The organism is Lysinibacillus sp. NPDC097162 (genome assembly GCF_044762185.1).
Classification (GTDB): Bacteria; Bacillota; Bacilli; order Bacillales_A; family Planococcaceae; genus Lysinibacillus.
This window is the reverse complement of sequence record NZ_JBIWDT010000006.1, coordinates 66,160-82,700: the sequence shown is the minus strand read 5'-3', so window position 1 is coordinate 82,700 and position 16,541 is coordinate 66,160. Positions and strand designations below refer to the sequence as shown.

21 protein-coding genes are annotated in these 16,541 nt (G+C 37.4%); 16 read left to right on the top strand and 5 right to left on the bottom strand.

Annotated features, from left to right (window positions below; translation table 11 throughout):
- Positions 1-131 precede the first annotated feature (131 nt).
- From ACIQXW_RS19885 to ACIQXW_RS19865, 5 genes are all read left to right on the top strand, one after another.
- Complete coding sequence (locus tag ACIQXW_RS19885; protein ID WP_340821697.1) at positions 132-1,007, top strand: branched-chain amino acid ABC transporter permease; 876 nt, start codon at positions 132-134, stop codon at positions 1,005-1,007.
- Positions 1,008-1,020: 13 nt separating this feature from the next.
- Entirely contained in the window at positions 1,021-1,956 is a 936-nt protein-coding gene (locus ACIQXW_RS19880) for a branched-chain amino acid ABC transporter permease (RefSeq protein ID WP_340826395.1), read from the top strand.
- Entirely contained in the window at positions 1,956-2,735 is a 780-nt protein-coding gene (locus ACIQXW_RS19875; protein ID WP_340821698.1) for an ABC transporter ATP-binding protein, read from the top strand. Before ACIQXW_RS19880 ends, ACIQXW_RS19875 begins: the two co-directional genes overlap by 1 nt.
- Positions 2,735-3,442: an ABC transporter ATP-binding protein gene (locus tag ACIQXW_RS19870; RefSeq protein ID WP_139859965.1), complete on the top strand. Its 708-nt coding sequence runs from the start codon at positions 2,735-2,737 to the stop codon at positions 3,440-3,442. Before ACIQXW_RS19875 ends, ACIQXW_RS19870 begins: the two co-directional genes overlap by 1 nt.
- A gap of 113 nt (positions 3,443-3,555) precedes the next feature.
- Positions 3,556-4,053, top strand: a complete 498-nt coding sequence (locus ACIQXW_RS19865; RefSeq protein WP_402764902.1) for a cupin domain-containing protein — start codon at positions 3,556-3,558, stop codon at positions 4,051-4,053.
- Positions 4,054-4,293: 240 nt separating this feature from the next.
- Here the strand turns inward: ACIQXW_RS19865 and ACIQXW_RS19860 are convergent, their stop codons facing one another.
- On the bottom strand, positions 4,294-5,013 hold the full coding sequence (locus ACIQXW_RS19860) for a DUF6904 family protein (protein WP_402764899.1): 720 nt from the start codon (positions 5,011-5,013) through the stop codon (positions 4,294-4,296).
- 22 nt (positions 5,014-5,035) lie between these two features.
- Positions 5,036-5,737: a 23S rRNA pseudouridine(2604) synthase RluF gene (gene rluF / locus ACIQXW_RS19855; RefSeq protein WP_401021062.1), complete on the bottom strand. Its 702-nt coding sequence runs from the start codon at positions 5,735-5,737 to the stop codon at positions 5,036-5,038.
- Positions 5,738-5,980: 243 nt separating this feature from the next.
- Here rluF and adh point away from each other — a divergent pair, with 243 nt between their 5' ends.
- From adh to ACIQXW_RS19815, 8 genes are all read left to right on the top strand, one after another.
- Positions 5,981-7,501, top strand: a complete 1,521-nt coding sequence (adh, locus tag ACIQXW_RS19850; protein WP_340821702.1) for an aldehyde dehydrogenase — start codon at positions 5,981-5,983, stop codon at positions 7,499-7,501.
- A 21-nt stretch (positions 7,502-7,522) separates the two neighbouring features.
- Positions 7,523-7,885, top strand: coding sequence for a DUF779 domain-containing protein (locus ACIQXW_RS19845; protein ID WP_340821704.1), 363 nt, complete (start codon positions 7,523-7,525; stop codon positions 7,883-7,885).
- 326 nt (positions 7,886-8,211) lie between these two features.
- Entirely contained in the window at positions 8,212-8,427 is a 216-nt protein-coding gene (locus tag ACIQXW_RS19840; RefSeq protein ID WP_401021065.1) for a hypothetical protein, read from the top strand.
- 280 nt (positions 8,428-8,707) lie between these two features.
- Positions 8,708-8,872: a DUF3969 family protein gene (locus ACIQXW_RS19835; RefSeq protein WP_402764894.1), complete on the top strand. Its 165-nt coding sequence runs from the start codon at positions 8,708-8,710 to the stop codon at positions 8,870-8,872.
- Positions 8,823-9,053 carry a DUF3969 family protein gene (locus tag ACIQXW_RS19830; RefSeq protein WP_402765123.1) on the top strand — a complete coding sequence of 77 codons (231 nt, stop codon included), beginning with the start codon at positions 8,823-8,825 and terminating at the stop codon, positions 9,051-9,053. The genes ACIQXW_RS19835 and ACIQXW_RS19830 overlap by 50 nt, the downstream gene beginning before the upstream one ends.
- Positions 9,054-9,174: 121 nt before the next feature.
- Entirely contained in the window at positions 9,175-9,426 is a 252-nt protein-coding gene (locus ACIQXW_RS19825) for a hypothetical protein (RefSeq protein WP_402764891.1), read from the top strand.
- A gap of 41 nt (positions 9,427-9,467) precedes the next feature.
- Positions 9,468-10,895, top strand: coding sequence for an aldehyde dehydrogenase family protein (locus tag ACIQXW_RS19820; RefSeq protein ID WP_340821710.1), 1,428 nt, complete (start codon positions 9,468-9,470; stop codon positions 10,893-10,895).
- 69 nt (positions 10,896-10,964) lie between these two features.
- Complete coding sequence (locus ACIQXW_RS19815; RefSeq protein ID WP_340821712.1) at positions 10,965-11,444, top strand: acyl-CoA thioesterase; 480 nt, start codon at positions 10,965-10,967, stop codon at positions 11,442-11,444.
- A gap of 52 nt (positions 11,445-11,496) precedes the next feature.
- Here ACIQXW_RS19815 and ACIQXW_RS19810 read toward each other — a convergent pair whose 3' ends face one another.
- Positions 11,497-12,807, bottom strand: a complete 1,311-nt coding sequence (locus ACIQXW_RS19810; protein WP_401021070.1) for a protoglobin domain-containing protein — start codon at positions 12,805-12,807, stop codon at positions 11,497-11,499.
- Between the two features lie 334 nt (positions 12,808-13,141).
- Here ACIQXW_RS19810 and ACIQXW_RS19805 point away from each other — a divergent pair, with 334 nt between their 5' ends.
- Positions 13,142-13,351: a hypothetical protein gene (locus ACIQXW_RS19805; protein ID WP_139860492.1), complete on the top strand. Its 210-nt coding sequence runs from the start codon at positions 13,142-13,144 to the stop codon at positions 13,349-13,351.
- 168 nt (positions 13,352-13,519) lie between these two features.
- Here ACIQXW_RS19805 and corA read toward each other — a convergent pair whose 3' ends face one another.
- Positions 13,520-14,482 (bottom strand): magnesium/cobalt transporter CorA, encoded by a 963-nt coding sequence (gene corA, locus ACIQXW_RS19800; protein WP_340821717.1) that lies wholly within the window; start codon positions 14,480-14,482, stop codon positions 13,520-13,522.
- Between the two features lie 141 nt (positions 14,483-14,623).
- A complete protein-coding gene (locus ACIQXW_RS19795) occupies positions 14,624-15,301 on the bottom strand; it encodes a class I SAM-dependent methyltransferase (protein WP_402764886.1) in 678 nt (225 codons plus the stop codon).
- Positions 15,302-15,425: 124 nt separating this feature from the next.
- On the opposite strand from ACIQXW_RS19795, the gene ACIQXW_RS19790 reads away from it, so the two are divergent.
- Both ACIQXW_RS19790 and ACIQXW_RS19785 read left to right on the top strand, forming a co-directional pair.
- Complete coding sequence (locus ACIQXW_RS19790; protein ID WP_340821720.1) at positions 15,426-15,731, top strand: magnetosome magnetite crystal formation protein family; 306 nt, start codon at positions 15,426-15,428, stop codon at positions 15,729-15,731.
- A gap of 330 nt (positions 15,732-16,061) precedes the next feature.
- A complete protein-coding gene (locus ACIQXW_RS19785; RefSeq protein WP_340821721.1) occupies positions 16,062-16,532 on the top strand; it encodes a CtsR family transcriptional regulator in 471 nt (156 codons plus the stop codon).
- Positions 16,533-16,541: the final 9 nt, after the last annotated feature.

The following is a 16,541-nucleotide window of genomic DNA, read 5'->3' as shown; positions in this document are numbered from 1 at the left end:
GCATAGATTCTAGCATAAGGAATCGGAAATAACTTTTTATGAGGGACACGAGTTTTTCTGCATTCAATTCAACTATGTAGAAATAGGTCCCGTTTTTGCATTCCTCAAAAAAAACAAAGGAGTGAACGCTCATGGAATGGATACAGCAACTTGTGAATGGTGTTTCACTAGGTAGTATCTACGCGTTAATAGCGTTAGGGTATACGATGGTATACGGTATTATTAAGCTTATTAACTTTGCCCACGGTGATGTTTTCATGATTGGGGCATTTATTGGCTTTTACGCAATTGCTAAATGGGAGCTGGGCTTCTTACCAGCATTATTATTAGCAATGGCGGTTTGTGCAATCTTCGGTGTGTTAATCGAACGAATTGCATATAAGCGATTACGAAATGCAACGCGTATTGCGGCTTTAATTACAGCAATCGGTGTGTCGCTATTAATCGAATATACGACAATTTTCTTCAGAGGAGCTCAGCCAGCAGCATACCCTGAAGTTATTAAAAATAGAACATTCGATGTGTTCGGTGTTCAAATAAGCAGTACGTCTATTTTAATTTTATCTGTCGCTATCGTACTGATGATTCTATTACAATTCATCGTACATAAAACTAAAATTGGGAAGGCGATGCGTGCAGTTTCACATGATGCAGATGCAGCACGCCTAATGGGCATTAACGTAGATAATACAATTTCAGCAACATTTGCAATAGGTTCTGCTTTAGCCGGTGCTGCGGGTGTTATCTTCGGTGTGTATTATACGAAAATTGACCCGTTAATGGGTGTTATTCCAGGGGTTAAAGCGTTCATCGCTGCGGTTCTTGGTGGTATTGGTATTATTCCAGGTGCAATGGTTGGCGGTATGCTACTAGGTGTCGTGGAATCAATGGTAAGTGCACTCGGATTCTCTTTATGGCGCGATGCAGCGGCATTTGTCATTTTAATTTTAATTTTGATTTTCAGACCATCGGGTATCTTTGGTAAAAACGCCCGCGAGAAAGTGTAGGTGAGCGGTAATGATGAAGAAGTCTAAAGTTTTCTGGGGCTACGCCGTATTAGCGCTAGTCATCTATGTAGTTATTCAGGCACTTATTACAACAGAAATAATTGACTTGTATTACAAAAATATGTTAATCACAATGTGTATTAACATCATGCTAGCTGTCAGCTTGCACATCGTTATCGGGGTTACTGGCCAATTCTCTATTGGGCATGCTGGTTTCCTTGCAGTTGGTGCTTATATTTCAGCTATTATTACAACAAAACTAATGCTTCCGTTCCCGTTAGCTATTTTATTAGGAGCGCTTGCAGCAGCAGTAGCTGGTTTGATCGTAGGTATTCCAACGCTACGTTTAAAAGGGGATTATTTAGCCATTGCAACACTTGGTTTTGCTGAGATTATTCGTATCGTCTTTTTAAATACGGATTATGTTGGTGGAGCAGCAGGGATGCAGGTTAAATATTTATCGAACTGGACATATGCATTCATTGGTGTTGTATTAACTATTTTAGTGATTTCTAACTTTACAAATTCTCGTCATGGACGTGCTTGTATTTCCATTCGAGAAGATGAAATTGCTGCGGATGCGATGGGTATTAATACAACTTACTATAAAGTTGTAGCATTCGCGATTGGATCTTTCTTTGCTGGTCTTGCAGGGGCCATTTTTGCACATAACTTCTACATTATTCAGCCAACAACATTTGGTTTCTTAAAATCATTTGATATTTTAATATACGTCGTTCTTGGTGGGCTAGGAAGTCTTTCAGGTTCTGTTATAGCTGCAGTATTTTTAACGTTGATATCAACATACTTAGCGAACTTCCCAGAAACACGAATGATTATTTACAGCTTAGTATTAATCATTGTAATGCTATATCGTCCGACTGGTTTAATGGGTACAAAAGAAATTACGCACTTATTTAAGTTTGGTAAAAAAGGAGGTACAAAATAATGACTGGAAACCTTCTAATCAAAGTAGAAAATATGGGCATTCAATTCGGTGGTTTAAAGGCGGTACAGGGCGTTAATATGTACCTAAATCAAGGTGAATTAGTCGGTCTAATCGGACCAAATGGTGCAGGTAAAACAACAAGCTTTAACATGCTAACAGGAGTGTATACACCGACTGAAGGAACAATTACTTTTGACGGTTTAAAGATCAATGGCCTTGCACCATATCAAGTAACGCAAAAAGGCATTAGCCGTACGTTCCAAAATATCCGTCTATTTAAAGAATTATCTGTTTTGGATAATGTAAAAGTAGCGAACCATTCACTCGCTAAACATTCAATGTGGTCATCCATTTTCCGTTTACCTAGTCATTTTAAAGGTGAAGAAGCAATGGAACAGCAATCAACAGAATTTTTAAAAATATTCGGCTTAGATATTTATAAGAACGAACTTGCAAAAAATTTACCTTACGGAATGCAACGCCGTCTGGAAATAGCGCGTGCATTAGCTGCCAATCCAAAGCTCTTATTACTGGATGAGCCAGCAGCAGGGATGAACCCACAAGAAACACATGACTTAATGGAGTTAATAGCGTTTATTCGTAAAGAGTTTGGTTTAACGATTCTGCTAATTGAGCACGATATGAGCTTAGTAATGGGAATTTGTGAACGTATTTACGTACTGGATCACGGGCAATTAATCGCTGATGGGACACCAGAGGAAATTCGCAACAATCCAAAGGTAATTGAAGCTTACCTTGGTGAGGAGGTTATCAGCTAATGCTAAAAGTACAAAATATTGATGTATTCTATGGGAATATTCAAGCATTAAAAGGCGTCTCTTTAGAAGTAAACGAGGGAGAAATTGTTACATTAATCGGTGCAAATGGTGCTGGTAAAAGTACATTATTAAAAACCTTGTCAGGCTTGCAAAAACCTAAAGGGGGCATTATCGAATATGAAGGCTTCTCGATTGCAGGTAAGGCTGCGCAAACAATCGTAAAATCAGGTATTTCACATGTTCCTGAAGGTCGCCGTGTATTCGCTAATATGTCAGTAGAGGAAAACCTAGAGCTCGGAGCATATCTTCGTAATGATAAGGCGGGTATAAAGAAAGATATGGATCATGTCTTTGAGTTATTCCCTCGTCTACTGGAGCGTCGTAAACAACAGTCTGGAACATTATCTGGTGGTGAGCAGCAAATGCTTGCAATGGGGCGTGCATTAATGGCAAAACCAAAGCTATTATTAATGGATGAACCATCAATGGGGCTTGCACCACTTATGGTAAAAAATATCTTCAATATTATTGAAAAGGTTAATAAAGAAGGTACAACCGTATTGCTAGTAGAGCAAAATGCCAATATGGCATTATCGGTAGCCGACCGCGCATATGTACTTGAAACAGGACGTATTGTGTTATCGGGAACTGCAAAAGAACTGCAAGAGAGTGAACAAGTAAAAGCAGCTTATTTAGGTGGCTTGTAATAAAGGGGGTGTCTCGGATTTATTCGGGATACCTCTTTTTATGATGGGATGGTAGATGGAAGTAGCGTTTGACCTTTACTTTTTGGTAAGGTGGAAAAAAGGAGTGAAGTTAGATGCAATATTCTGCACAATATTTTATTGAAAAATTAGCGTTAGATCAACATCCCGAGGGAGGATACTATATTTCTTCGTTTCGATCAACAGAGGAGATAGCTGTAAGAGATGTAACAAGACCAATTTATACAAGCATTTATTTTTTATTACAATCTCAGGATATTTCCCATTTGCATCGTTTAAAATCAGATGAACTTTGGTATTATCATGCTGGTAGCCCATTAACTGTGCATATGATTTACCCTGATGGTATATATGAGGGGAAAAAGTTAGGGTTAAATTTAGAAGCGGGTGAGGTTCCTCAAGTGGCAGTGCCAAAAGGTACGATTTTTGGATCTTCCGTTGATGATGCAAATACATTTAGTTTAGTAGGCTGTATGGTAGCACCAGGGTTTGATTTTGAGGACTTTGAGCTATTTACACAAGGTGAACTTTTAGCTGATTATCCGCAACATGAGACAGTTATTCGTAAAATGGCATACGAGACGATTGAATAGAAATAGCAGAAGTGGCAGATTGCATGCAATTAATCTACCACTTTTTTGCTATGCCGTTGTTGTCCGCTACGGCGGTTGCTTTCCGCGGGCACACCGTAAGCCGCAACCCTCGCTTGCGCGTGGATTGTTGCGTCTTACGCTGCGTGCGTTCCCGCAGGAGTCACCGCCTCCGCTACCAACAACTCGTATATGTTTAGTATCTGGCACCTACCCACCGTTAAAACGAAGAAATAGTAGCATTTACCATAAGATTTCTTCAGGGTAGTTTGCGTTGATGGGGATTTCGTGTAGTGCTTTTTTTGTCGTACTGGCGACTTCGATTAGCTTGGATTTTAGAGCGGTGTATTCCTCATCCTCGAGCATTAAGCGAAGAGCAAAGGACGCTAATTGCGCTTTACGTGCTTGCGTATGCAATTGTATGTATTCCAAATTTAGTACGTCTACATATTGAGTGGCATAACGGAAAGTTAATGGACTCTTTGTATGAAGCATCCTTAAAAATACTAAGTATTGCTCTTCAGTAAGCTCCTGCTCTAAGCAGTCAGCAACCGCTGCTTGGAATTTGCGAATTGTGGCAACTTGACCATTCCAAGCAGAAGAATCGATTAGCTCCTGATGTAAGCGAATAAAATCATTTAAAGCAATTGCAGTGAAAAGAAGCTCCGGCCATAAAACCTCTGCCCCGTAATAGACATTTTTATTTGGAAAAATAATTTCATGTCGAGAAAGTATACTTTTGTTAAGCCCATTACTCACAAATTCAAGCTGATGCTCACCCTGCATTGCTTGACGGAGATTATGACAAAGACCGAGGATGCGAAGACGTGCACCTTGGTAATCATAATATTTGTTTTCATCTCCAGTTACTTTATAAATGGCGTGAATGAGTGCATCTAAATCCCAAAAATCACCGCTTATCCGTACACCTGTAAGTTGTTCAGTACTTTGAATGGAAAGCATCTCTCTATCCCCTCCAATTGCTTTATTTTGCTGTGTAATTAAGTAATTTGAATAATTCTGTTCGCTCCTTATCAGTTAAATCGCGCCATTGTCCAACCTTTAAATTTCCAAGCTTAATGTTCATAATACGTATACGTTGTAATCGTTTAACGGAATAGTCTAATGCTGAACACATACGGCGAATTTGTCGATTTAAGCCTTGTTCTAAAATAATTTTAAACACTTTATCTGAGATTTTTTCAACACGGCAAGGCAATGTCGTCGTATCTAAAATATCAACTCCAGCGCCCATTTGTTTTATGAATTGATCTGTAATAGGCTTATCTACTTGTACAATATATTCTTTTTCATGATGGTTTTCAGCACGTAAAATTTTGTTAACAATATCGCCATCATTTGTTAGTAATAATAATCCCTCTGATTCTTTATCCAGTCGTCCGATATGGAAAATGCGCAAAGGATGATTAATAAAATCCACGACATTTCCTTTGATATGGCTCTCTGTCGTACTTGTAATACCAACTGGTTTGTTTAAGACAATATAAACGAGTTGTTCTTCTTTTGTTACCTCTTTTCCTTCCACACAAACAATATCGCCAGTCTCTACTTGGCTGCCGACAGTAGCAAGAACACCATTAATGGTTACTTTACCTTCTTCGACCCATTTATCAGCACCGCGACGAGATACGATGCCTGTTTCACTTAAGTATTTGTTAATTCTCATATTGTTCTCCTATACATTTCATATTAGCTTAAGTATACCCTATCGTTGTAAATACCGTGAATTCTAGAAGCTTTTCTATTAAAAATAAATATTATAAAAATTTATTTTAAAAAGTTGAAATAAACATTAATTTCTGACAATATAGTGGGTAAGAGAGTCTCTATGAAAATATCGTTATTTCGATATAAAATTACGATTTTTCTAGATATTTTCTCATTATTTTGTGTAAAGGGGAGAAGTAAAATGGTTTATGCATTTCCAAACACTGAAGGATCGGTAGTTCAATTCAAAGAGAAATATGATAATTACATTGGTGGAGAATGGACACCCCCAGTGAAAGGTCAATACTTCGATAATGTTACTCCTGTTACTGGACAAGTTTTTACACAAGCAGCACGTTCCTCTGCTGAGGATATCGAACTTGCACTTGATGCAGCACATGCAGCAAAAGATGCATGGGGACAAACATCCGCTACAGAGCGTGCTAACATTTTACTTAAAATTGCGGACCGTATTGAACAAAACTTAGAAAAGTTAGCCGTTGCCGAAACATGGGATAATGGTAAAGCGGTTCGTGAAACATTAAATGCAGATATTCCTCTAGCAATTGATCATTTCCGTTATTTTGCAGGTGCTTTACGTGCACAAGAAGGCGCCCTAAGTCAAATTGATAATGATACAGTTGCTTATCATTTCCATGAGCCAATTGGGGTAGTCGGTCAAATTATTCCTTGGAACTTCCCAATATTAATGGCTGTTTGGAAACTAGCTCCTGCTCTTGCTGCTGGTAACTGTGTTGTATTAAAACCAGCTGAGCAAACACCAGTTTCGATTATGGTGCTTGTGGAGTTAATTGGTGATTTATTGCCACCAGGCGTACTAAATGTTGTGAACGGTTTCGGCTTAGAAGCTGGAAAACCGCTTGCATCTAACCCACGTATCGGCAAAATTGCCTTTACTGGTGAAACTACAACTGGCCGTTTAATTATGCAATATGCGTCACAAAACCTTATTCCAGTTACATTAGAATTGGGCGGAAAGTCTCCGAATATTTTCTTCGAAGATATTATGGATGAAGATGATGCCTTTTTAGATAAAGCAGTAGAAGGCTTTGTATTATTCGCCCTTAACCAAGGTGAGGTATGTACATGCCCTTCACGAGCGTTAATTCAAGAATCCATTTATGATAAGTTCATGGAACGCGTTATACAACGTGTCGAAGCTATTCAAGTTGGAAATCCACTTGATCCTAACACGATGATGGGCGCACAAGCTTCAAGTGAGCAGATGGAAAAAATTCTGTCTTATTTAGATATTGGTAAGCAAGAAGGCGCAGAATGTTTAATTGGTGGCGAGAAAAATAATGTAGGTGAAGGCTTTGAAAATGGCTACTACGTTAAACCAACTGTCTTTAAAGGACATAATAAAATGCGCATATTCCAAGAAGAAATTTTTGGTCCAGTTGTTGCAGTAACAACATTTAAAACAAAAGAAGAAGCATTAGAAATTGCTAACGATACATTATATGGACTAGGCTCTGGTATTTGGACACGTGATATGAATACAGCATATCGCTTCGGTCGTGGTATTCAGGCGGGGCGTGTTTGGACAAACTGCTACCATGCATATCCAGCACATGCAGCGTTCGGTGGCTATAAAATGTCAGGTATTGGCCGTGAGACGCACAAAATGATGTTATCGCATTACCAACAAACGAAAAACTTATTGGTGAGCTATAACGAAAATAAACTTGGTTTCTTCTAAACAGTGAGGAGGTGCTAAAGCGTGGTTGAACGTGTTTTAGCAACGGAAGAAGCGCTGGCACTAATTGAATTGTTGAAGGAAAAGCATGGACCGGTTATGTTTCATCAATCAGGTGGATGCTGCGATGGCTCGTCTCCGATGTGTTATCCTGACGGGGACTTACTATTAGGTGATCAGGATGTATGCTTAGGTAAGATTGGGGACACACCATTTTATATGCACAAAAACCAGTACGATTATTGGAAACATACGCAAATTATTTTAGACGTAGTTGATGGGAGAGGCGGTATGTTCTCTCTTGAAGGCGTAGAAGGTAAACGTTTTTTAACAAGGTCTAGAGCATTTTCTACAGAGGAACTAAAAGAGTTAGGTTTAATTAAATAGTTTAATGACAGCGGCAAAAGCTTTTTTGTCGCTGTTTTTTTATGCTAATTTTTCTGGAAAAGTAGTTGTAGGTTTACGTTATTTGGGGAGTTTCGCAATAATAAATAACGTTGTAATCGTTCTTGTAGGGTCTGGGTTAATAGTAATTTTCTGATTGTCCGTTCAATCATAATATAGCCCCCGTTCATCTTTGTTTATATTAATTAAACCATATAATACCTATTTACAAACATTAAATTATGTTTACTTTTTATGTTAATTATTACAAAACGATTGAATCTTTTCGACAGAATGTTACGTAAATAGTGAAAAAGAGTGTGTTGAAGATGAATATTGTTATAATTGAAAACCAATTTTCACAAACTGTGGAGGCAGTTTCGAAAGTTGCAGGCTGGACAGTGGATCGGAAAATTATATTAGCTATTGCCAGCACATATGTTGCCTCGGATAAAGTGTTTGATTCGGAAAAATATAAAGATGCTGTAGAAGAAATGAAAAAACAAACTTCGTGGATGTCGCCATTGCGAACATCGATAGGGTAGCAAATATGATGGAGCAAGATGGTACGGAGAAAGCATTAAATACGCTATTGAAAAATGAAAAGATATAATGGAGGAATGCCAACTTATCCAGATTGTTATCACATTATTGAAGAAATGAAGGATCGTCATCCAATTACGTGTCTTACATGATAACTCTTTAATTGGGTACCTAATGAACAGATTATAACCCAATTTAGTCATGAAAAATAAGTGAAGTAAAAGTAGTTAGAACTAACCTGATGTTAAAGCTAAGCAGGGTTGGAGTGTGAAATAATTAAATATGAATAAATTATTATTGAATACTACAAATAACGAAGAATTAGAAAAACTACTACTCATAAATCTAATAGGTTTAATTGAGGCTTTAAAAAAAGATTTATTAACAATCGAAGAAACTGAAAAAGTTTTATTTAACCCATATACTATGGATTTATTACAGTTCTAAAGGAATTTCAAAAGAAATATTAGAAATTATTCACTTAGGCACTGAATTAGAAGATATAGTGAGTCTAATGTCTGAAAAATTATTTGAAAGTTTAAGCGAAATTGAATATGAAAGTATTGCTCAATTAGAACAAAGAAAAGCATATAAATTTCGAAATAAAGTTAATGAATCAATAAATTGATTCATTTGATTTTAAGTAGTAGTAGAAAGAGGACAATTGGTACTTCTCTAGAGCAGCTCGTTTTATCATGCTAAACGAGCTGCTTTTTCTATACTGTGTTATACAAAGATTAATTTTTCAAATGATTAAAGGTCAACTTCAGCAAATTGTTGATTTATATCATGAATTAAAGGGAATGAAATTGTTGAAGTGGCATCGGGAATTTGTATTGTTTATGGCTGTACAAATCGCTATTTATGATATGGCAAAAGTACAACAATCACTGTCAATGGCTATTATGTCTTCTATTGAATTACTAATCCAAGCACAGCAGGCAATGATGATATCCGCAGTTACAGCAGCCGCAGTAGCGTCAAATTCGAGCACTTCATGATAAACTAAAGAAGAACAGATTATTTGGAGGTGTATTTGAAGATGAACGAAACAAAGCTTTGGATAAATGGACAGTGGCAAGATGCTAAGGAAACTTATGAATTAACGTCACCTTATAACGGTGAGGTAATTGCAAAGGTTGCAAAGGCATCTGTTTCAGATGTTGAACAAGCCATAGAAGGTGCCCAAGATGCATTTCTTTCATTTAAAAAAACAACCGCCTACGAACGTGCCGAAATATTATATAAAGTAGTCGACATTATGCGACGTCGAAAAGACGAATTGGCGGAAATTTTAGCGCAAGAAGCGGGCAAACCTATATCAGCAGGTTTACCTGAAATTGAACGTACAATAGCGACGTATCAGTTTGCAGCCGAAGGAGCTAAGCAGGTGAAAGGTGAAACGGTACCGATGGATGCCGCGCCAGGAGCTGGTGATCGAATTGGCTGGACAAAGCGTGAGCCATTAGGCGTTATTTCTGCAATTACTCCGTTTAATTTTCCTTTTAATTTAGTCGCACATAAATTGGGACCTGCCTTTGCGGTTGGAAATACAGTCGTGTTAAAGCCGGCAACACAAACACCACTTAGTGCAATTGTGATGGCGGAAATATTTAAGGAAGCTGGACTACCAGATGGTGCATTACAAATCGTTACAGGTAGTGGTGGCGAACTAAGTGATACACTCGTAACGCATCCATTCGTGAAAAAGGTGACCTTTACCGGAAGTGGTAAGGTTGGTTTAGGTATTAAAGAAAAAGTAGGTTTGCGGAAAGTAACATTAGAGCTAGGCTCAAACGCAGCAGTTATTGTTGAGCCATCGACACCTATTGATAAAATTATTGCGCGTTGTGTTAGCGGAGCATTTAGCTTTGCTGGACAAGTATGTATTTCTTTACAACGTATTTATGTACATTCCTCAATTATAGATGCGTTTACAAAGGAATTTGTAGCGCAAACAGAAAAACTTGTTGTTGGTGATCCGCTAGACAAAAATACAGATGTCAGTGCAATGATCAACCCAAATGAGGTTAGCCGAATTCGTGAATGGATTGAAGAGGCAAAAACTCAAGGTGCTGTAGTTGCGACGGGTGGAACGTTTACAGAACGTACATTAACGCCAACAGTTATGACAAATGTAACTGCTGATATGAAGGTTGTTTGTCAGGAAACATTCGCACCAATCGTCTCAATTGTTTCATATGAAACATTAGACGACGCAATTCGACTAGTGAATGAGTCGGAACTTGGCTTAAATGCAGGAATTTTTACGAATGTATTACCAGATGCATTGTATGCTGCTGATGAATTGCAAGCAGGTGCTGTTATTATAAATGATATTCCAACATTCCGAGTTGATAATATGCCTTATGGCGGCATAAAAATGAGTGGCTATGGTCGAGAAGGTATTAAATGGGCGATTGAAGAAATGACCGATATGAAGTTTATTACGATGAAAAAATCCTTCTAAATTTGCATCAATTCTTTTTCTACGATACGATGACGAAAGAATAATACATGAAGGGAAGTTACAAGAACTATGACAACCAATGCTGTACCAATGAGCCAATCGCGTACACTTCAGACGCGTCTTGTGTTACCACCTGATACTAATAATCATAATTCCATTTTTGGTGGAAGAGTGTTAGCTTATATTGATGAAATTGCTGCAATTACAGCGATGAAGCATGCAAAAGGACATGTTGTAACAGCCTCCATTGATTCTGTTGATTTTTTATCAGCAGCACATGTAGGTGATATTCTTGAAATTGAAAGTATTGTTTCATCCACAGGGCATTCATCTATGGAAGTCTATGTCCGCGTTATTTCTCGTAATATTGAAACAGGCGAAGAAAAGTTAACAACCGAATCATTTGTAACGATGGTTGCAGTGGATGATAGTGGGAAACCAAAGGCCATTCCTGCAATTTTCCCAGAAACGGATGCGGAAAAACGACTGTTTGAAACAGGCCCTGCTCGACGAGAGCATCGCAAGCAAAAACGTGCGTTGGCACATTAAATAAACAAAAAGGAAATTGACACGATGCAGTCAATTTCCTTTTTTATTTGTGTTAAATATTTAATTCATTTACAACATTAATTAATGAGTCTGACGAAGAGGAAACGAGTGTAGCTCCCTGTGATAGCTCTGTAATTAAAGTAGAAATTGCTGAAATATCCCTTGCTGTGTTTACATATTGTTGTTGAATGCCTGATACAGCATCCGCAATATCATTGAATGATTCAGATAAACTTGTTTGTGTATCAACGCTATGTTGGATTTTCTGGTCAACATTGACGACAGAACTTGCCATTGTTGAAATATTACTTTCTGTTTCTTTAATAAGGTGTGACACATTTTGTACCGCATTTTTTGTTTCTTCTGCAAGCTTGCGGACTTCCTCTGCTACGACAGCAAAGCCTTTCCCATGTTCCCCAGCACGAGCAGCTTCAATTGAAGCATTGAGTGCTAATAAATTAGTTTGGTCAGCGATGCCTGTGACAAGCCCGACAATTTCAGAAATTTTTTGCGAAGATGTACGTAACTGGTTCATCGTCACTTCAAGGCCATTAACACTTTGCAAAATAACGTGGATTAATTCATTTTGCTCTTGTAATTGCTGCTGCCCCCGTTTAGATTTGTCCTGCGTATCTGCAACGAAGTTTAAACCTTGTTTAGTTGCTACTGCAATATCATCCGTTTGCGAAGATATAACTAAAAGGGAAGCGGCTGTTTCCTCACTTATCGCATTTAACTCCTCAGCGGTACTTTGAATCGTAGTTACAAGTGCATGCTTTGTTTGATCTGCCACACTACGAATACGTTCTTCTTCTTTTTCGTATGCTTCGATAACAAGCTGCTGTTCGAAGTTAATGATTTTGCAGAAAGCATTGATGGCACGTATAGCATCATGCTTTGAAATATCTAAATCATTCGCAAAGCTTGTAAAAGTCGAAGTTAGTGATTGGAATGAAGCGATATACCATTTTGATTGGAGTCCAATTCGAACATGTGTCTCAGCGATTGCTTTTCTTTCTTTAATGTACTCGTCATTAATGTGACTCTCGAAAATATCGCCTAAATGCTTATGTAAAGTCACCTTTAAACGTTCAATTTGTGATGTTCTGTTAATAATATCTAATAAGTTTTGACTTAAGCTAATCGCTGCATAAAATTGATCGACCATTTCAGGAATGACATTTTTCACTAAAGGTTGTAATTGTTTAATAATAGCTAAATCTTCAGTTGTTAAGTCTAATAACTGTAATTGTTTTTGTAGTTTAGGATAGTTTGAAACATCTAATTGTACGTGTTGCTTAAACTCCTCAGGTGTTAATGTAATTGAATAACCATAATTGTTCTTCTTTGTAAACCAACTCATTGTGTCTGCTCCATTCTTTATAAATCCATATTAATGATAATAATTGAAGACTCATTGTATATATATTGTTAGGTTTGTAAATTTGGTGAATATATGGTATTAAATCTATTCTACTATTTTTTGTAGTATATTTGGTTAAAAATTTCCGATATTTCTATATTTTTTTATTATTTTTTTATTTATAAGGCTGACGTTTGTCGGATTACCTGCTACATACTAATTTTTTGTAGAAATAGCGCAATTTGAATTTCATTTAGGAAACATGTAAAATACGAACTGTTTGGATTTACAAATAAATGCATGTGAGAGAAAAATAGTATTGAGGAGGTATTACATGGAGAAGAAACGTTTTAAGTTTGTAATTCCTGTGATGGTAATTGTAGCAATTGGATCTGTTTATATGTTAACCAAATATTATGCAGATGTACCCGACCTAAACCAACTATTGATAACAATTTGTGCAACGATAGTATCGGGCGTGCTAGCATACTTTTTATTCCCGCAACAAGGTGAAAATAAAGTGGATGATCGAGGTCCATATTAAATAATTTTGGAGACATCTATGTCCCTAATTAAATCCGCGACTGCCTTCTGTGGGCAAAGTATGAGTAGGGCTTTTTGCCAATGCATTTAGCTAATACTCATGCCCTATTTCTCCTCAGAAGTGTGCGCGGATTTTTTTGTAAGTGAGTTTTAGGACGGTTCAATACACTTATGGTTTAAATAGTTTGAACCAGCCTTTAGATTTAAAAAATGCTAGCATAGATAGTGCAAGCAAGAGCATAATGCCAAGCACGATAAAGTAGCTGTAGCGTCCATGAAGTTCGGGCATATTATCGAAGTTCATGCCGTAAACACCCGCAATAAATGTTAAGGGTATAAAAATGGTGGAGACAATCGTCAACATCATCATAATGCCGTTCATACGGCTAGAGCTCATGGCCATATAGCTATCGCGCATATCTGCTGTAAGCTCACGATTAGATTCGACCATTTCTGTAAGCTTTGCTAAATGATCGTGAATATCACCGAAGTAGGCTCTTTCCGATTTTTTAAGGGCAAAGCGATAGGAACTAAGTATTCGGTACAATAGGTCACGCATTGGTAAAATCGTACGCCGTAAATGGAGCAAATCACTACGGAATTCAAAAACAATTTGCATTGCATTCACATTACTTTGATAGGTCAGCTCATCTTCAAGTGCATTTAAATGATCCTCAATTTTATAAACAAGTGGGAAATAACTATCGACTATTTTATCGATTGTTTGATAGGTCAGAAAAACAGTGCCTCGTTCCCAATATTTCGGTTGCTCTTCTAAAAGCTTCTGTACCTTTTCAATTTCGGCCGCTTCATTTTTGTGGAATGTAACAATAAAATGATCGGAAACAAAAATATTTAATTCCTCAGCAATTAATGTTACTTCATTCAATTTATGAATAACGAAGAAATGATAATCATCATAAAAATCGAGCTTTGGTCGCTGTAAACGCATTAAGCAGTCTTCGATTGCAAGTGGATGGAAATGAAAAAATGTATCGAGCAAAAGCTCCTCTTCTGCAGTTGGGCAATTAAAATCTACCCAATACCACTCATAATCGTTTTGCTTTATGTCCTCAAGTGGGAAGTCCTTTATTAATTGTTGATCTTTCGTCATAGCCATCGTGCGAATCATGGCATTCACCTCAAATCTGTTTATCTCGTATTAAGTAAGCACGAAGTCTCGCTTTTAAAGCAGAGAAGGAAGAGGAGACAATCAACGGAAGATCATTACCTCATGAACTTATAGTACACTACTATATTATACGGATAAAAGTTACTCTTTATAGCATATCCAACCGCCGAATAGTGTCGTTGCAAAAAACCTCGAAGGCTGTGAAAAACCTGCCTGTTGTAAGAGTGTCACTATCGCCTCCTCACGCATAAATGAAAGCGAGCGGATAGATTGCTCCATACTAGCTAATTCCGATGCTGAAAGTTTTGTATGCTGTTGCCAATACGCGCGCCATAGTTCAAATTGCAGCTCTGTTTCAGTTGAGTTCAGTTGACCGTATTTAGAAACAAGGACGAATGGTGCACCTGATTTTAAGCGTTGTGCAATTCCTTTTAATGTAGCAAGTTTCTCCTCATATGATTCAATAAAATGGAGTACTAGTATACAGCTAGCCGCATCAAAGTTCGTAGCAGGCACCGCTGCAGTTAGTATTGTACCTTGTAGTAAAGAAATATCATTTGATAATGATTGAAGACGGTTTTCTGCAATTTCCAACATCGCTTCAGAAGGATCTATTCCGACAAATGACCAATCGGGTCTTTGCTCAGCTAACTGTATAATTTCATTGCCACTACCAGAGCCAACAACTAAAAAACTAGCTTTTTCTTGTAGTGCGGATTGATAAAAAGCTTTCGTTAAACGCAGCATGGCATCGTAACTTGGTAATGTACGTCGGATGCCTTTTTCATATTCGTTAGCAAGTGTGCTATTAAATTCCATCTAGTATCACATACCTTTCAAAAAAATTTTAAAAATTTACGCAGCATTTGAAACTATTTAGCGTATAGTTCCGTAAATAGTAGTATTAATAATAATGACATACCATAAAGGAAGGTTGATATATATGGAAACAAAATGGTCTAAGGTAATCATACATGCCAGCGCGTTTTTTGCGCCATTTTTAGTGCCGATTTTATTTTTCCTAATTAGTTCAGATGAAGAAGTGAAAAGTGTTTCGGTGCAAGCTTTATTGTTCCAAATCGTGATGGGCATTTTAATTGTAATTGCTAGTATCCTATCTTTTGTATTAATCGGTTTACCGTTCTTACTAATTTTCATCGCTATGGTTTACATCGTACCTATTATCGGAATCGTGAAGGCATTTTCAGAGGAACCTTGGCGTTACCCGATAGTTGGACGCTGGGTATAATTTTTAATGACGCAAGTATATGCTATGTGCATATGCTTGCGTTTTTTCTATAAGCAAAAAGGGTACATTATAGGCAAAATCAATTTTAATTATTAGGGACAAGCCTTTTTTAATCGCCAACTCCCTTTTTTACACAGATATAAAAGTACATCATGATTAAGTTAATATGTCCCTGCCGTCTGTTTTTTTGAAGACAATCTGTTAAACAATGCGCTTTACACAAATCATTGTGCGAAATAATTGCAATTATTTTCAAGCGTTTTGTATAATATACTCAAAGATAGTCAAAGATAGTCAAAGTCAGTGAGGTAAGCGAGGTGTATTCCTAAAGTGCGTAATATTTCAGACATCATAGAAGGCTACTTAAAGCAAGTACTTGAATTAGGTGGAGAAGGGCATATTGAAATTAAACGTAGTGAAATTGCTGATAAATTTCAATGTGTGCCCTCACAAATAAATTATGTGATTAATACAAGATTTACAGCTGAGCGGGGTTACCTTGTTGAAAGTAAACGGGGTGGCGGTGGATACATTCGTATTTTACGTGTCCGTGCAAACTCACAAATTGATTTGATAGATGATGTGCTCTTGCAAATTGAAGGGGGAGCCTCGCAAACGGTTGCGGAGGGTGTTGTATATCGTTTGATTGATGAGCAGGTAATTTCGAAGCGAGAAGCGAAATTAATGTTAGCAGCGGTTGATCGTTCGACTTTAGATTTACAACTACCTTTACGGGATAGCATTCGTGCAAAAATTTTGCGAGCGATGTTAACAACCATTAAATATGAAAAGCAAAAATAAAGAGGTGAT

Excerpts from the sequence above, each read along its gene's own strand:
- ACIQXW_RS19880 (WP_340826395.1), top strand. The coding sequence starts at position 1,021 with ATGAAGAAGTCTAAAGTTTTCTGGGGCTACGCCGTATTAGCGCTAGTC.
- ACIQXW_RS19885 (WP_340821697.1), top strand. The coding sequence starts at position 132 with ATGGAATGGATACAGCAACTTGTGAATGGTGTTTCACTAGGTAGTATC.
- ACIQXW_RS19835 (WP_402764894.1), top strand. The coding sequence starts at position 8,708 with ATGAATAAATTATTATTGAATACTACAAATAACGAAGAATTAGAAAAA.
- ACIQXW_RS19790 (WP_340821720.1), top strand. The coding sequence starts at position 15,426 with ATGGAAACAAAATGGTCTAAGGTAATCATACATGCCAGCGCGTTTTTT.
- ACIQXW_RS19860 (WP_402764899.1), bottom strand. The coding sequence starts at position 5,013 with ATGCTTTCCATTCAAAGTACTGAACAACTTACAGGTGTACGGATAAGC.
- corA (WP_340821717.1), bottom strand. The coding sequence starts at position 14,482 with ATGATTCGCACGATGGCTATGACGAAAGATCAACAATTAATAAAGGAC.
- adh (WP_340821702.1), top strand. The coding sequence starts at position 5,981 with ATGGTTTATGCATTTCCAAACACTGAAGGATCGGTAGTTCAATTCAAA.
- ACIQXW_RS19825 (WP_402764891.1), top strand. The coding sequence starts at position 9,175 with ATGATTAAAGGTCAACTTCAGCAAATTGTTGATTTATATCATGAATTA.
- ACIQXW_RS19805 (WP_139860492.1), top strand. The coding sequence starts at position 13,142 with ATGGAGAAGAAACGTTTTAAGTTTGTAATTCCTGTGATGGTAATTGTA.
- rluF (WP_401021062.1), bottom strand. The coding sequence starts at position 5,737 with ATGAGAATTAACAAATACTTAAGTGAAACAGGCATCGTATCTCGTCGC.
- ACIQXW_RS19810 (WP_401021070.1), bottom strand. The coding sequence starts at position 12,807 with ATGAGTTGGTTTACAAAGAAGAACAATTATGGTTATTCAATTACATTA.
- ACIQXW_RS19820 (WP_340821710.1), top strand. The coding sequence starts at position 9,468 with ATGAACGAAACAAAGCTTTGGATAAATGGACAGTGGCAAGATGCTAAG.
- ACIQXW_RS19815 (WP_340821712.1), top strand. The coding sequence starts at position 10,965 with ATGACAACCAATGCTGTACCAATGAGCCAATCGCGTACACTTCAGACG.
- ACIQXW_RS19875 (WP_340821698.1), top strand. The coding sequence starts at position 1,956 with ATGACTGGAAACCTTCTAATCAAAGTAGAAAATATGGGCATTCAATTC.
- ACIQXW_RS19795 (WP_402764886.1), bottom strand. The coding sequence starts at position 15,301 with ATGGAATTTAATAGCACACTTGCTAACGAATATGAAAAAGGCATCCGA.
- ACIQXW_RS19870 (WP_139859965.1), top strand. The coding sequence starts at position 2,735 with ATGCTAAAAGTACAAAATATTGATGTATTCTATGGGAATATTCAAGCA.
- ACIQXW_RS19865 (WP_402764902.1), top strand. The coding sequence starts at position 3,556 with ATGCAATATTCTGCACAATATTTTATTGAAAAATTAGCGTTAGATCAA.
- ACIQXW_RS19840 (WP_401021065.1), top strand. The coding sequence starts at position 8,212 with ATGAATATTGTTATAATTGAAAACCAATTTTCACAAACTGTGGAGGCA.